Below are 13,874 nucleotides of genomic sequence, written 5' to 3'. Positions count from 1 at the left end.
AATAAAAATGTAAGGAGAGCAATTATGGCACAGGATATTCCGGTATATTTATTTACAGGATTTATGGACAGCGGAAAAACAACTCTCGTAGAAGAAACGCTGTTTGAGAATAACTTCGGTGATGGTTCGAAAGGAATTATCATCATGTGCGAAGACGGCGAGAAAGAATATGACGAAGCAAAACTGGCAACCATCAACTTCAAGCTGGTAACGGTCGAAGAGGAAGAGGATTTTACGCCTGCAAAACTGCAGGAAATCCAGGACACCTATCAGCCGGAACAAATTTTTATCGAGTACAACGGCACCTGGGGGATGGACAAGCTGCTTGAGGCAAAAATGCCGGAGGGCTGGGTGATTGTACAGTCACTGGCAACCGTAGATTCTACGACGTATGATCTGTATATGAATAATATGCGTGCAATGATGCAGGAACAGGTTTTTTCCAGTGATGTGGTTATTTTTAACCGTACAGATGATGATACCGATCGCGGACATCTGCGCCGTACCATTAAGAACATCAACCGGAAAGCACAGATTGTCTATGAGCGCAAGGACGGAACGATTGATGAGCGTCCGGAGGAATTACCGTTTGATATCAATCAGGATGTGATTGAGCTGACCGATGCGGATTATGCTATCTGGTACATGGATGCCATGGAAAATTACAAGAAATACGATCGCAAGAAAGTAAAATTCCTGGCTCTGGTATATAATCCGGATAAACTCAAGAAAGGCGTGTTTGTTCCGGGACGGTTTGCGATGACCTGCTGCATTGAGGATGTGACATTTATCGGTTTCAAATGTAAATATGACAGGGAAGAGGAACTTCCGCACAAGTCATGGATTACAATTACGGCAGAGATTCGTGTCGAATTTGCACGGGAATATAAGGGAAAAGGACCGGTTCTTTACCCGATTTCCATCGAAAAAGCCCAGAAACCGGAAGATGAGCTTGTATATTTTTCGTAAAAAAGTCGTTGCGAAAAGTGAAGAAGTCATATACAATAAAGAGGTGTGCTATACACCTCTTTTTGTATTCAGCAGAAAAAGAGAACAGGGATTAGATTAAATTTATTACATACAGGAGGCAGTTTATGTACCCGATTGTTCGAAAAGAAACATTGGCAGATAACATTATCCTGATGGACATCAAGGCACCGCGTGTGGCCAATGAGTGTCTGCCGGGACAGTTTATCATTGCAAAGACAGATGAAGTAGGAGAGCGTATTCCGCTTACGATCTGTGACTATGACAGAGAGAAGGAGACTGTCACCATCGTGGTACAGACGATTGGCGCAGGAACCGAGCGTATGATGGCCTTAAATGAGGGCGATGCTCTCGAAGATTTCGTTGGACCTTTGGGATGTCCGTCCGAACTCTGTGAGGAGGAGAACCTTGAGGAGACCAGGAAAAAGAAAATTGTATTTATCGCAGGAGGTCTGGGAACCGCACCGGTATACCCACAGGTAAAATGGCTGCATGAGCACGGAATTGATGCAGACGTGATCATGGGTTCCCGTACCAAGGATCTGCTTTTTTATATGGATGAGATGAAGGCAGTAGCCGGAAATGTATACGTATGTACGGATGACGGTACTTACGGATTTCACGGAAATGGCTGTCAGCAGTTACAGGCATTGATCGATGAGGGAAAACATTATGATGTATGTGTCGCAATCGGACCGATGATCATGATGAAATTCGTTACAATCCTTACCAAGAAGCTTGAGATTCCTACCGTTGTATCCATGAACCCGATCATGGTAGACGGAACCGGTATGTGTGGAGCATGCCGTCTGATGGTTGGCGGAGAAGTAAAATTCGCATGTGTTGACGGACCGGAGTTCGACGGACATCTCGTTGACTTTGATCAGGCAATGAAGCGTCAGCAGCAGTATAAGACAGAAGAAGGCAGAGCAAAGCTCGCATATGAAGAGGGCGCTACCCATCACGGTGGATGCGGCCATTGCGGAGGTGACAAGTAATGGAAGGATTAGTCAGAGTACCGGTTCGTGAGCAGGAACCAAAGGTTCGCGCTACGAATTTTGAGGAAGTATGTTATGGATACAACGAGGAAGAGGCAGTTGCAGAGGCTTCCCGTTGCTTAAATTGTAAAAACGCACAGTGTATGAAGGGATGTCCGGTTTCTATCAATATTCCGGCATTTATCGCACAGGTCAAGGAGCGCAATTTTGAGGAGGCTTATCATATTATCTCCGAGTCTTCCGCACTTCCGGCTGTCTGTGGACGTGTCTGCCCACAGGAGAGCCAGTGTGAAGGTAAATGTATCCGCGGTTTCAAGGGTGATCCGGTTGCCATCGGTAAATTAGAGCGTTTCGTTGCAGACTGGGCACGCGAGCACGGTATCAAGCCAAAGAAAGCAGAGAAGTTAAACGGACACAAAGTAGCAGTGATCGGTTCCGGCCCTGCAGGTCTGACCTGTGCCGGAGATCTGGCAAAGCTTGGCTACGATGTGACCATTTTTGAAGCACTGCATCGTGCCGGTGGTGTGTTAAGCTACGGTATTCCGGAGTTCCGTCTTCCAAAGGACAAGGTTGTAGCAGCCGAGGTAGAAAACGTAAAAGCACTCGGTGTGGATATCGAGACCAACGTTGTCATCGGTAAATCCGTAAAGATCGATGAGCTGATGGAAAAGGAAGGCTTTGAGGCTGTATTTATCGGTTCCGGAGCAGGACTTCCACGTTTCATGGGAATCCCTGGCGAGCAGGCAAACGGAGTATTCTCTGCAAACGAATTCCTGACAAGAAACAACCTCATGAAAGCATTTGAGGAAGGATATGAAACCCCGATTTCCCATGGAAAGAAAGTTGTCGTTGTCGGTGGTGGTAATGTAGCCATGGATGCTGCAAGAACCGCACTCCGTCTCGGCGCAGAGGTACATATTGTATACCGTCGTGGTGAGGAAGAACTTCCGGCACGTAAGGAAGAAGTACATCACGCAAAAGAAGAGGGAATCATTTTTGATCTGTTGCAGAATCCGACGGAAATTCTTGTCGATGAGAATGGCTGGGTAAAGGGTGTGCGCATCATCAAGATGGAACTCGGTGAGCCGGATGCGTCCGGAAGAAGAAGTCCGGTGGAGATTCCTGGTTCTGAGTATGAGATGGATTGTGATACCGTGATCATGTCACTCGGTACCTCTCCAAACCCACTCATTTCTTCCACAACCAAGGGGCTTGAGACAAACCGCCGCAAGTGTATCGTTGCAACCGAAGATACCGGTGCAACAAGCAAAGACGGTGTTTATGCAGGTGGAGATGCCGTAACAGGTGCCGCTACCGTTATCCTTGCAATGGGAGCAGGTAAGGCAGCTGCAAAGGGTATTGATGAGTACCTTTCCGGAAAGAACAATTAGACAATAACGGATAGAACTGATAAAAGTGGAGACGGCTGCCGCGTAATGTGGCAGCCGTTTTTGTATGAAGAAAAATGTCAGATACGAAGAAGCGTTTGACTTTTTCTTCTATGATGTATACAATAATCTGTAGTAAAAAAAGAGGAGAACCCTAGGATGAAGACATTAATAGATCTGATCACCGAGCAGGTGACAAATGCATTTACCGGTCAGGGATATGATGCAAAATACGGGAAAGTTACACTTTCCAATCGTCCGGACCTGTGTGAATACCAGTGTAACGGAGCAATGGCTGCAGCAAAGGAGTACAAGTGTGCACCATTCATGATTTCGGATAAGATTGCGCAGGCGCTGGCAGAAAACGAACTGTTTGAGAGCGTAGAGTCTGTAAAACCGGGATTTATCAATATGAAAGTAAGTCCTGCCTATCTGGCGAAATATGTCAGCGATATGAAAGCAGATGAGGGAAGATTTGGCTGTGACAAAGCGGCACATCCGAAGACCATTATTGTAGATTACGGCGGGGCCAATGTTGCCAAGCCATTGCATGTCGGACATCTGCGCTCTGCTGTCATTGGAGAGAGTATCAAGCGGATCGGCAAATTTATGGGACATAACATGATCGGTGATGTGCATCTGGGAGACTGGGGTCTGCAGATGGGACTGATCATTGTAGAATTAAAAGAGCGTAAGCCGGATCTGGTATATTATGATGAAAGCTATACCGGAGAATATCCGAAAGAGGCGCCGTTTACCATTTCCGAACTGGAGGATATCTATCCGACTGCCAGCAAAAAGAGTAAGGAAGACGAAGCGTTCCGTGAGGCTGCCATGGAGGCAACCAGCCAGCTGCAGGCCGGCAGACGGGGATACCGTGCACTTCTTGCACACATTCTGGATGTTTCCGTGACAGATTTAAAGAAGAACTATGATAATCTGAATGTCTCCTTTGAGCTCTGGAAGGGAGAGTCGGATGCACAGCCGTATATTCCGGATATGGTACAGATGATGAAGGACAAGGGCTTTGCCTACATGAGCGAAGGGGCTCTGGTTGTGGATGTCAAAGAGGATACGGATACAAAAGAGATTCCGCCATGTATCATCTTAAAGTCAGACGGAGCTTCGTTATACAGTACGACAGATCTTGCTACGATTGTGATGCGTATGCAGGATTACAACCCGGATGCCATTATTTACCTGACGGATCAGCGTCAGAGCATGCATTTCGTACAGGTATTCCGCTGTGCAAGAAAGACCGGACTCGTCGGACCGGATGTGGAACTGACCCATATCGGATTCGGTACCATGAACGGAAAAGACGGCAAACCGTTTAAGACAAGAGATGGCGGCGTTATGCGTCTGGAATATCTGCTTGATGAGATCAATGAGGAGATGCTCAAAAAGATTACAGAGAACCAGAAAGAAAAGGAAAACCTCGATATTTCCGAGGAAGAGGCAAAGCAGACTGCAAAAACGGTTGCTCTGGCAGCAGTCAAATACGGAGATCTGTCCAATCAGGCAAGCAAGGACTACTGTTTTGATATTGAGCGTTTTACTTCTTTTGAAGGGAATACAGGACCGTATATTTTATATACGATTGTGCGTATTAAATCCATTTTAAAGAAATACACTGCAAAAAATACGCTGCCGGATGCACCGATTCTTGGGGCACATTCTGCAAGTGAGAAGAACCTGATGCTTGTATTGTCACGTTTCAATGCCATGATGGAAAATGCATATGAGGAGAAAGCACCGCACAAGATCTGTGCATATATTTATGAACTGGCCAATGCATTCAACGGATTTTATCATGAGACAAAGATTCTTTCCGAGGAAGATCTTAAGGTACAGGCTTCTTATATCGGTCTTTTGGTACTGACCAAAAATATTCTTGAGACCTGTATCGATGTGCTTGGTTTTTCCGCACCGGACCGTATGTAAATCGGATGTTCTAAAATCACATATAAAACATATAAATGAGTCATAGGGATTTGTCCTTATGGCTCATTTTTTATGGAAAGAAACATGGAGGAAGTGACAGAATGGAGATTACAGAATATCTTCCGGTAGATTTTCGAACGCAGATGGAAGCAGAAACGTTGTGCGGGGCAGAAGAAATCCGGCTTCGGGTCGGACAACCGCTGGAAATTTTATATGGGGATGAGAAAGAAAAAGAGATTGGGCTGCTCACGGAAGCACATATGCGGGAGGTACTGAATTATCTGAGTGGATATTCCGTGTATGCACTGGAAGAAGAACTGCGACAGGGGTATTTTACGCTGGAAGGCGGGCACAGGATCGGGGTTTCTGGGCGGGCAAGCTATGAGAAACACGGAACCTCAAGCTGTATGAAGCTGTTAAGCTGTATCAGCGGTTTAAATATCCGTCTGGCTCACGAAAAAAAGGGGTGTGCATCGGTACTGATTCCATGGCTGTATTGCGGAGAGAATGTATATCATACGTTTTTCTTTGCACCGCCGGGGGTCGGAAAAACAACCTATTTAAGGGATTGTATCCGGCTGCTTTCGAAAGGAAATCACCTGCGTGCCGGGAAAAAGGTCGGGGTAGTCGATGAACGGTCGGAAATTGCCGCGTGTTACCGGGGAATTCCGCAAAACGATCTGGGCCCCCGCACGGATGTGCTGGACAATTGTCCGAAGGAACATGGAATCCATATGCTGCTTCGTTCCATGTCCCCGCAGATCATTGCAGTGGACGAACTGGGACTTCCGGAGGACTTTGCTGCGGTGGCAGACTGTGCCCGGTGCGGGGTATCGATCCTTGGAACCATACATGCCGGCAGTGTCTTAGAGGTTTTGCACCGCCTGCAGATGGGAGGACTGGATCTGATCCGCTCACAGATGCGGCTCATCGGTCTGCAGAGAGAACCGGACGGGCGCCGGATTCTCACCGTATATGAGGGAGGAGGAAATCCATTGTGGCAAGGATTTTCGGAACCGTCCTGATACTGGCAGGGTGTGCCGGATTTTTGTACAAATGGGCAGAGGGGGAAAAAGCCAGACAGCGGATGGCGGGGGAATGGATACGCCTGTTTGTGCGCTGGGGATATGCACTGGAACAGGAACATGTGCGGTTGTACGATTTTTTGTCTTTTTATGAAACGGCAGATGCATCCATGCAGGCATTTCTGGATGAGGTCTGTGTATGTATGCGCAACCATCAGAATCCAAGCGGACAGAAAATATGGCAGGATTGTCTGCAGAAGCACAAAAGAGAACTGCAGATCGGGCAGGAGGGCTGGGAAATCCTTACGTCTGCCGCGGGAGCATTTTATGGCGAAAGCAGTGCAGAGAATCTGCGATGCAATGAAATCTGCAGAAAACGGATGGAAAAATTTCTGGCAGAGTCACGATTGGAATTTTTAAAAAAACAGCGGGTGTATCTGCCTGTTGGAATGCTGACCGGCGTGGTTATGATCATTCTTCTGGTGTAAAGGCGTAGGAAGGGAACCTTGAGTGTATGAGTGTAACAATTATTTTTAAAATTGCAGCGCTTGGAATTGTTGTGGCAGTACTCAGCCAGATTCTCAAGCATAGTGGAAGGGAGGAACAGGCATTTCTGCTGAGCCTGGCAGGTCTGATAATAGTGTTGTTCTGGATCGTGCCTTGTATCAGTGAACTGTTTACAACGATGGAAACCCTGTTTCGTATGTGATGTCTATGATAAAGATAGGAATGATCGGAATTGCTGCGGTTTTTCTGGCTCTTTTACTGAAAAAAGAAAAGGGAGAGCTGGCGTTGCTTGTGGGAATTGCAGCATCGGTTTTGATTTTCGGATACACACTGTCAAGAATTTCGTTTATCCTGGATTTTTTACGGGAACTGATGGACACGCTTCCGGTAGATCCGGCACTTTTGAAAGCACTGTTAAAGATGCTTGGAATTACATATGTTGCCGATTTTTCCGCATCGGTCTGCCGGGAAGCGGGATATGGATCTGTCGCAGGACAGATTGAACTGTTTGCAAAATTATCGATCGTTGCTTTGTCCATTCCGGAATTGTGGGTTTTGTTGCGGCTGATCGAACAGATGACCGGGGGGTAGAAATGAAAAAAATTGCTAAAATTTTGTTCTGGTCTGTTTTGTTCGTATGGATGATTTTTTTACAGCCGCAAAATGTGATGGCGGCCGAGGCGGATGAGATCATAAAAGAACTTGATTTTACGGATATCAATGCACAGACGCAGGATCTGCCGGAAAAGATGGATTTTGAAAAAATGGTGAATAAACTGGTGACGGAAGGAACAGGCGGACTGGATGCGGGAATGATCTGTGAATATATTGCAGATTTATTTTTTTATGAAATCACGGCTGCAAAGCCCATGTTTTTGCAGATGTTTGCCATAGGACTTTTATTTGCGCTGTACGGAAAAGTGATGATGACGCGACAGGGGTATGTTTCGCAGATGAGCTTTTTTATTGTTTATCTTGGGGTGGTTCTGTTATTGCTGCAATCATTTGCCCTGATCTCAGAGGTGGTAGATCAGGGGATTGACCGTCTGGTGGCATTTATGACCGCATTTGTGCCTTTGTATGCGGCAACGCTGTTTTGCTCCGGCAATGCGGCATCTGCGGGTTCCTTTTATCAGCTGGCATTTGGACTGATGTATCTGCTGGAACTGGGAATGAAATTTATTTTTCTGCCGGGGGTTCATGTGTTTGTGCTGCTTCTTCTGATGGATAACCTGTTTGAGGAAACAAAACTTGGAAAGATGGCGCAGCTGTTCGAAGACGGAATACGACTGGTCTTAAAAGGCGGGCTGACTGCCGTTATGGGAATCGGTGTTGTACAGTCTCTGATTGTACCTGCAAGAGACAGGCTTTCCACAAACAGTATTTTTAACAGTATATCCGCGGTTCCCGGAGTAGGAAATACCTTCGGTTCCGCAGCAGAGATCCTGCTCGGAAGCGGAATCCTCATAAAAAACAGCATTGGCGCGGCTGCCCTTATCCTTCTTCTTGTAATCGGGATGACACCGCTGCTGAAATCTTTCTGTTTTTCTGTGATGTACCGCCTGACCGCTGCATTTTTGGCACCGGTCGCAGACAGCCGGATTGCGCAGTGTGTGCAGGCCGCTGCCAGGGGATGCGCGCTTTTTTGTACCATACAGCTGGATGCGCTGCTTTTATTTTTTATTACCACATCCATAATCAGTGTTTCCACCAGTTTCATCTATTGAGGAGGGAGGAGAACATGGAAGTTGTACTTACATTTGTGAAAAATTATTTCGTGCTGATGCTGATTTTTTATCTGTTGTCATATCTGACACCAAAGGAAACCTATCAGAAATATTTTCATTTTTTTGTCAGCGTGCTCGTGATCACCGTGCTGGCACAGCCGCTTTTGGTCTATGTGGGAGGAATGAAAAAAGAAGAGGCAAGGCAGCAGCTGCATGAGATTGTCGAGCAGATGGAAAGCATAGAATATCAGGAGAAGGGAGAGAATATTTTTGAACAGTATCTTGGGAAAGTGGATCAAAAAGAGGAATAAATCGGATTTCGTTGTACTGATTCTGCTTGGGGTGATGGTAATGATCGTTGCGATGCCGACGGGGGCAAAACAAAGCCAGAAAGAAACACAGACGCAGGAACAAAAGGAGCAGCAGCTGCAGACGGAAGATTCCTATAAAGAGCAGCTGCAGCAGCAGCTGAAGGAGCTGCTTGAACACATGGACGGGGTGGGAAAAACCCGTGTAATGCTGACATTTTCCGATGAGGGAACCGACCAGCTGGATAAAAATGTGACAAAAGATGGAAACAAAAAGGAAGAGACAACGGTGGTGTACGATACCGGTGATACCAGACAGCCCTATGTGATCTGCAGGCAGATGCCGAAAATTGAAGGGGTTGTGGTTGTGGCACAGGGTGGAGGAAATGCAAAGACCGTTACAGAAATTTCCAACGCGGTAATGTCATTATTTCCGGTGGAAGCGCATAAGGTAGTAGTAGTTAAAATGTCGGTACAGGAGGAATAGACGTGAAAAAAAGAGTGCATAAAAATCAGATTGTTATTACAACGCTGGCGGTGCTGATTGCGGTGGCCGGTTATGTTACTTATGACAAAAAGGGCGCTGATATCAAAGATGCCGAGACGGTAGCTAATATGAATCAGGGTGCCGTAAGTGACCAGGCGGATAAAGATTATGAAACCGGGGAGGATCTGGATATCACAAGCAGCAAGGAAGATCTGGCGAATGCATCGACGGAAGATGTGGAAAATCCGGGAGAGACGGTACTTACCTCTGTGACAAGCGGGGATTCCGACTATGCGGCAAAAGTGAAACTTAACCGGGAACAGGTGCGTTCCAAAAATAAAGAAACCCTGCAGGCAATCATTGACAATGATTCTTTGGATGAGTCCAAAAAGAAAGATGCGGTCAATGAAATGATTACACTGACGGATATTGCGGAGAAAGAGTCCAATGCAGAAATGATGCTGGAGGCAAAAGGGTTTACGGATGTGGTTGTCAGTATGAATGATGACGGCTGTGATGTGGTTCTTAATATGGGGGAGGCAACCGATGCCAAGCGGGCGCAGGTCGAAGATATTGTAAAGCGTAAGACCGGAGTATCCGCAGATAAGATTGTGATCACTCCCATCCAGTAGCACTTGCAAATACATAGTTTTTAGTATAAAATGAGGTACAGTGTGCAATTGGTTTGGAGGATATACTGTGAGTGACTTAAGAAAAGAAATAGAAAAACGGCGTACATTCGCTATCATTTCCCATCCGGATGCAGGTAAGACGACTCTGACGGAGAAGTTCCTGCTTTACGGAGGAGCCATCAATCTTGCCGGTTCCGTAAAAGGAAAGGCAACAGCAAGACATGCGGTGTCTGACTGGATGGAGATCGAGAAGCAGAGAGGTATTTCGGTCACCTCGTCGGTGCTGCAGTTTAACTATGACGGATACTGTATCAATATTCTGGATACCCCGGGACATCAGGATTTCTCGGAGGATACTTACCGTACACTTATGGCGGCGGATTCCGCAGTCATGGTGATTGATGCAAGCAAAGGAGTAGAGGCGCAGACACGTAAGCTGTTTAAGGTATGCGTAATGCGCCATATTCCGATTTTTACATTTATCAATAAGATGGACCGCGATGCAAATGATACGTTTGAGCTTCTTGATGATATTGAAAATGAACTGGGAATCGCAACGTATCCGGTCAACTGGCCGATCGGTTCCGGAAAAGAATTCAAAGGTGTATATGACCGTCATACCAGAAAAGTTATGACATTTGCCGATACATTAAAGGGAACAAAAGAAGGTTCCGAAAAGATTATTGATATCGATGATCCGGCACTGATCGACGAGATTGGTGAGGAGAAAAAATCAATTTTGGATGACGAAATCGAACTTCTTGACGGTGCCAGTGCGGAATTTGATATGGAACTTGTGACAAAGGGAGAACTTTCCCCGGTATTTTTCGGTTCTGCCCTGACCAATTTTGGTGTGGAAACTTTTCTGCAGCATTTCCTGAAGATGACTTATGCGCCAATGGCCCGGAAATCAGACATCGGAATGATTGATCCGTTTCAGGAAGATTTTTCTGCGTTTGTCTTTAAGATTCAGGCAAATATGAATAAAAATCACCGGGACCGTATTGCGTTTATGCGTATCTGTTCCGGTAAGTTTACGGCGGGCATGGAAGTATTCCATGTGCAGGGAAACAAACAGATCAAGCTTTCCCAGCCGCAGCAGATGATGGCAGACGAGCGTAAAATGGTAGAAGAAGCATATGCGGGAGATATTATTGGTATCTTTGATCCCGGCATTTTCTCTATCGGGGACACCCTCACGACGGCAAAGGACAAGTTTCAGTTTGAGGGAATCCCGACATTTGCGCCGGAACATTTTGCACGTGTACGTCTGATCGACTCCATGAAGCGCAAGCAGTTTGTAAAAGGAGTAACACAGATTGCACAGGAAGGTGCCATCCAGATTTTCCAGGAATACAAAGGCGGTATGGAGGAAATCATAGTAGGAGTAGTTGGTGTGCTGCAGTTTGATGTACTCCGGTTCCGTCTGGAAAACGAGTATAATGTGGAGATCCGTCTGGAGAATCTTCCATATGAACATATCCGCTGGATCGAGAACAAGGAGGAAGTGGATGTGGACGCGCTGACTGGTACTTCAGATATGAAGAAAGTGATTGATATGAAGGGAAATCCGCTTCTTTTATTTGTCAATGCATGGAGTGTCGGCATGACACTTGACCGAAACGAAGGACTCGTATTATCCGAGTTCAGTAAGAATTAATCAAAGGAGGAAAGATCATGGGAGTTGTAACAATTACAAAAGAAAACTTTGAAGCAGAAGTTGTCGGCGCAAAGGTGCCGGTCGTGATTGATTTCTGGGCATCCTGGTGTGGCCCTTGTCAGATGCAGTCACCGGTTGTGGATGCAGTTGCAGAATCAATGGGAGATCAGGTGAAAGTATGCAAAGTAAATGTGGACGAGCAGCCACAGCTTGCATTAAATTACCAGATTGTGAGTATTCCTACGCTGGTATTCATGAAAGATGGAATGTTTCAAAAGAAGATGGTAGGATTACAGACGCAGGATGCGATTGAGGATTACCTGAAAACACTTCTTGACGCGTAGTAGGATACAACGTATAATAAAAGGCAGTTGCAGAGCGACTGTCTTTTTTTATTTCCCCATTTAAAATTTTGCATTGACAATACAAACAAAATATACTACTATTAGAACATAGATACGAACATAGGTTCGATAAGAAGGAGAATATTATGGCAAAGGACGATAAATTAAAAGCACTGGATGCGGCAATCGCACAGATCGAGAGACAGTATGGCAAAGGATCTGTGATGAAGCTGGGGGACAATTCCGCAAATATGAACGTAGAAACGGTTCCTACAGGATCCCTCAGTCTGGATATTGCATTGGGACTCGGAGGACTTCCGAAAGGACGTATCATTGAGATTTACGGACCGGAGTCCAGTGGTAAGACTACCGTTGCACTGCACTGTGTGGCAGAGGTGCAGAAGCAGGGCGGAATTGCCGGATTCATTGATGCAGAGCATGCGCTTGATCCTGTCTATGCAAAGAACATCGGTGTTGATATTGACAATCTCTATATTTCCCAGCCGGACTGCGGAGAGCAGGCGCTCGAGATCACCGAGACCATGGTGCGTTCCGGAGCCGTCGATATTGTAATTGTCGATTCGGTAGCAGCTCTTGTGCCAAAGGCGGAAATTGACGGAGATATGGGAGATTCCCATGTGGGCCTGCAGGCACGTCTGATGAGTCAGGCGCTTCGTAAGCTGACCGGTGTGATCAGCAAGTCAAACTGTATTGTAATCTTTATCAACCAGCTCCGTGAAAAAGTTGGTGTTATGTTTGGAAATCCGGAGACAACGACCGGTGGCCGTGCACTTAAGTTTTATTCTTCTGTTCGTCTGGACGTGCGCCGTGTAGAACAGCTCAAGCAGGCAGGAGAAGTCATTGGTAACCATACCCGTGTCAAAGTCGTAAAAAACAAAGTAGCACCTCCATTCCGTGAAGCAGAGTTTGATATCATGTTCGGAAAGGGTATTTCCAAAGAGGGAGATATTCTGGATCTGGCAGCAAATGTCGGAATTATCAGCAAATCCGGTGCATGGTATGCTTATGAAGGAGACAAGATCGGACAGGGACGTGAAAATGCAAAGACGTATCTGCGTGAAAATCCGGAATTCTGTAAGATGATTGAAGAAATGGTGCGTGAACATTATTTTGCACAGGAGGATGAGACCCCGGAAGGCGAAGAAGAGACTCCGGTATCTGCAGATGCGGAAAGCAAGAATGAATAAGATATGGTTACAGTGACAGAGTGTACGACTCTGGGAAAGGGCAGGCTTCGTTTCCATCTGGATAATGGAACGGAGCTTGTTCTTTACCGGGGAGAGGCAAAACAGTTTCGGATGCGGGAAGGAAGCACACTTTCGGATGAAGAGGAGCATCAGCTGATTTATGAAGTGGTGGGAAAGCGTGCAAAGAGAAGAACCATGCATCTGCTGGAACAGATGGACCGTACAGAGCAGCAGCTGCGGGAGAAACTGAAACAGGGCGGATATCCGCAGGCGTGTATTGATCTTGCACTTGAATATGTGAAATCTTTTCATTATGTCGATGATTACCGCTATGCATGTACCTATATCAATTATCGTCAGGATCGTATGAGCCGCTATCAGCTGAAAGTAAAACTGTATGGAAAAGGAGTTCCTGGAGAAGTGATTGATCGTGCCCTTGAGGAATGTTATGAGGGGGACGAACAGGAGCAGATCATACATCTGCTGGAAAAGAAAAAGTTTGACGCGCAAAATTCTGACCAAAAAGAATTTACACGTGTTTACCAGTATCTGATGCGCAGGGGCTTTCGGAGCAATGATGTGCTGCATGCTATGAAAAGTAAACAATGAAAGCACGTATTGCTTGACATATTTAAGCAAAAAGGATAAAATTATAATGT

Annotated in this window: 16 protein-coding genes; all 16 read left to right on the top strand. The window is 46.0% G+C overall.

The window, feature by feature from the left end:
- Positions 1-24: 24 nt before the first annotated feature.
- The 16 genes from M72_RS15965 (at position 25) to M72_RS15890 (ending at position 13,824) form a co-directional block, all read left to right on the top strand.
- Positions 25-969 (top strand): TIGR03943 family putative permease subunit, encoded by a 945-nt coding sequence (locus M72_RS15965; protein WP_022046173.1) that lies wholly within the window; start codon positions 25-27, stop codon positions 967-969.
- Positions 970-1,094: 125 nt separating this feature from the next.
- On the top strand, positions 1,095-1,985 hold the full coding sequence (locus M72_RS15960; RefSeq protein ID WP_022046172.1) for a sulfide/dihydroorotate dehydrogenase-like FAD/NAD-binding protein: 891 nt from the start codon (positions 1,095-1,097) through the stop codon (positions 1,983-1,985).
- Positions 1,985-3,376: an NADPH-dependent glutamate synthase gene (gltA, locus tag M72_RS15955; RefSeq protein ID WP_022046171.1), complete on the top strand. Its 1,392-nt coding sequence runs from the start codon at positions 1,985-1,987 to the stop codon at positions 3,374-3,376. The genes M72_RS15960 and gltA overlap by 1 nt, the downstream gene beginning before the upstream one ends.
- Positions 3,377-3,532: 156 nt before the next feature.
- Positions 3,533-5,317 (top strand): arginine--tRNA ligase, encoded by a 1,785-nt coding sequence (argS, locus tag M72_RS15950; protein WP_055068892.1) that lies wholly within the window; start codon positions 3,533-3,535, stop codon positions 5,315-5,317.
- A gap of 101 nt (positions 5,318-5,418) precedes the next feature.
- Entirely contained in the window at positions 5,419-6,342 is a 924-nt protein-coding gene (locus M72_RS15945) for an ATPase, T2SS/T4P/T4SS family (RefSeq protein WP_055068891.1), read from the top strand.
- The gene (locus M72_RS15940) at positions 6,315-6,830 is read left to right on the top strand and encodes a stage III sporulation protein AB (RefSeq protein WP_055068890.1); all 516 of its coding nucleotides are present in this window, start codon (positions 6,315-6,317) and stop codon (positions 6,828-6,830) included. The genes M72_RS15945 and M72_RS15940 overlap by 28 nt, the downstream gene beginning before the upstream one ends.
- A 26-nt stretch (positions 6,831-6,856) precedes the next feature.
- Positions 6,857-7,051 carry a stage III sporulation protein AC gene (gene spoIIIAC / locus M72_RS15935; protein ID WP_022046167.1) on the top strand — a complete coding sequence of 65 codons (195 nt, stop codon included), beginning with the start codon at positions 6,857-6,859 and terminating at the stop codon, positions 7,049-7,051.
- A gap of 5 nt (positions 7,052-7,056) precedes the next feature.
- The gene (locus tag M72_RS15930) at positions 7,057-7,440 is read left to right on the top strand and encodes a stage III sporulation AC/AD family protein (protein ID WP_158569461.1); all 384 of its coding nucleotides are present in this window, start codon (positions 7,057-7,059) and stop codon (positions 7,438-7,440) included.
- A gap of 2 nt (positions 7,441-7,442) precedes the next feature.
- A complete protein-coding gene (locus M72_RS15925; protein WP_055068889.1) occupies positions 7,443-8,576 on the top strand; it encodes a stage III sporulation protein AE in 1,134 nt (377 codons plus the stop codon).
- A gap of 14 nt (positions 8,577-8,590) precedes the next feature.
- Positions 8,591-8,887: a stage III sporulation protein AF gene (locus tag M72_RS15920; RefSeq protein ID WP_022046164.1), complete on the top strand. Its 297-nt coding sequence runs from the start codon at positions 8,591-8,593 to the stop codon at positions 8,885-8,887.
- Positions 8,847-9,371: a hypothetical protein gene (locus M72_RS15915; protein WP_022046163.1), complete on the top strand. Its 525-nt coding sequence runs from the start codon at positions 8,847-8,849 to the stop codon at positions 9,369-9,371. Before M72_RS15920 ends, M72_RS15915 begins: the two co-directional genes overlap by 41 nt.
- Positions 9,372-9,373: 2 nt before the next feature.
- Entirely contained in the window at positions 9,374-10,003 is a 630-nt protein-coding gene (locus M72_RS15910) for a SpoIIIAH-like family protein (protein ID WP_022046162.1), read from the top strand.
- Positions 10,004-10,070: 67 nt separating this feature from the next.
- Positions 10,071-11,663: a peptide chain release factor 3 gene (locus tag M72_RS15905; protein ID WP_022046161.1), complete on the top strand. Its 1,593-nt coding sequence runs from the start codon at positions 10,071-10,073 to the stop codon at positions 11,661-11,663.
- A gap of 17 nt (positions 11,664-11,680) precedes the next feature.
- On the top strand, positions 11,681-12,007 hold the full coding sequence (gene trxA / locus M72_RS15900) for a thioredoxin (RefSeq protein ID WP_055068887.1): 327 nt from the start codon (positions 11,681-11,683) through the stop codon (positions 12,005-12,007).
- 146 nt (positions 12,008-12,153) lie between these two features.
- Positions 12,154-13,215, top strand: a complete 1,062-nt coding sequence (gene recA, locus M72_RS15895; protein ID WP_055068886.1) for a recombinase RecA — start codon at positions 12,154-12,156, stop codon at positions 13,213-13,215.
- 3 nt (positions 13,216-13,218) lie between these two features.
- Complete coding sequence (locus M72_RS15890) at positions 13,219-13,824, top strand: regulatory protein RecX (protein ID WP_055068885.1); 606 nt, start codon at positions 13,219-13,221, stop codon at positions 13,822-13,824.
- The last annotated feature ends 50 nt before the right edge of the window (positions 13,825-13,874 follow it).

This window comes from Roseburia faecis, assembly GCF_001406815.1.
In the GTDB taxonomy this organism is placed as follows: Bacteria; Bacillota; Clostridia; order Lachnospirales; family Lachnospiraceae; genus Roseburia; species Roseburia faecis.
This window is presented reverse-complemented; position numbering and strand designations above follow the sequence as displayed.

Bases quoted from the DNA above. Each gene is read 5' to 3' on its own strand.
- M72_RS15965 (WP_022046173.1), top strand. From the start codon at position 25: ATGGCACAGGATATTCCGGTATATTTATTTACAGGATTTATGGACAGC.
- M72_RS15960 (WP_022046172.1), top strand. From the start codon at position 1,095: ATGTACCCGATTGTTCGAAAAGAAACATTGGCAGATAACATTATCCTG.
- gltA (WP_022046171.1), top strand. From the start codon at position 1,985: ATGGAAGGATTAGTCAGAGTACCGGTTCGTGAGCAGGAACCAAAGGTT.
- argS (WP_055068892.1), top strand. From the start codon at position 3,533: ATGAAGACATTAATAGATCTGATCACCGAGCAGGTGACAAATGCATTT.
- M72_RS15945 (WP_055068891.1), top strand. From the start codon at position 5,419: ATGGAGATTACAGAATATCTTCCGGTAGATTTTCGAACGCAGATGGAA.
- spoIIIAC (WP_022046167.1), top strand. From the start codon at position 6,857: ATGAGTGTAACAATTATTTTTAAAATTGCAGCGCTTGGAATTGTTGTG.
- M72_RS15930 (WP_158569461.1), top strand. From the start codon at position 7,057: ATGATAAAGATAGGAATGATCGGAATTGCTGCGGTTTTTCTGGCTCTT.
- M72_RS15925 (WP_055068889.1), top strand. From the start codon at position 7,443: ATGAAAAAAATTGCTAAAATTTTGTTCTGGTCTGTTTTGTTCGTATGG.
- M72_RS15920 (WP_022046164.1), top strand. From the start codon at position 8,591: ATGGAAGTTGTACTTACATTTGTGAAAAATTATTTCGTGCTGATGCTG.
- trxA (WP_055068887.1), top strand. From the start codon at position 11,681: ATGGGAGTTGTAACAATTACAAAAGAAAACTTTGAAGCAGAAGTTGTC.
- recA (WP_055068886.1), top strand. From the start codon at position 12,154: ATGGCAAAGGACGATAAATTAAAAGCACTGGATGCGGCAATCGCACAG.
- M72_RS15890 (WP_055068885.1), top strand. From the start codon at position 13,219: ATGGTTACAGTGACAGAGTGTACGACTCTGGGAAAGGGCAGGCTTCGT.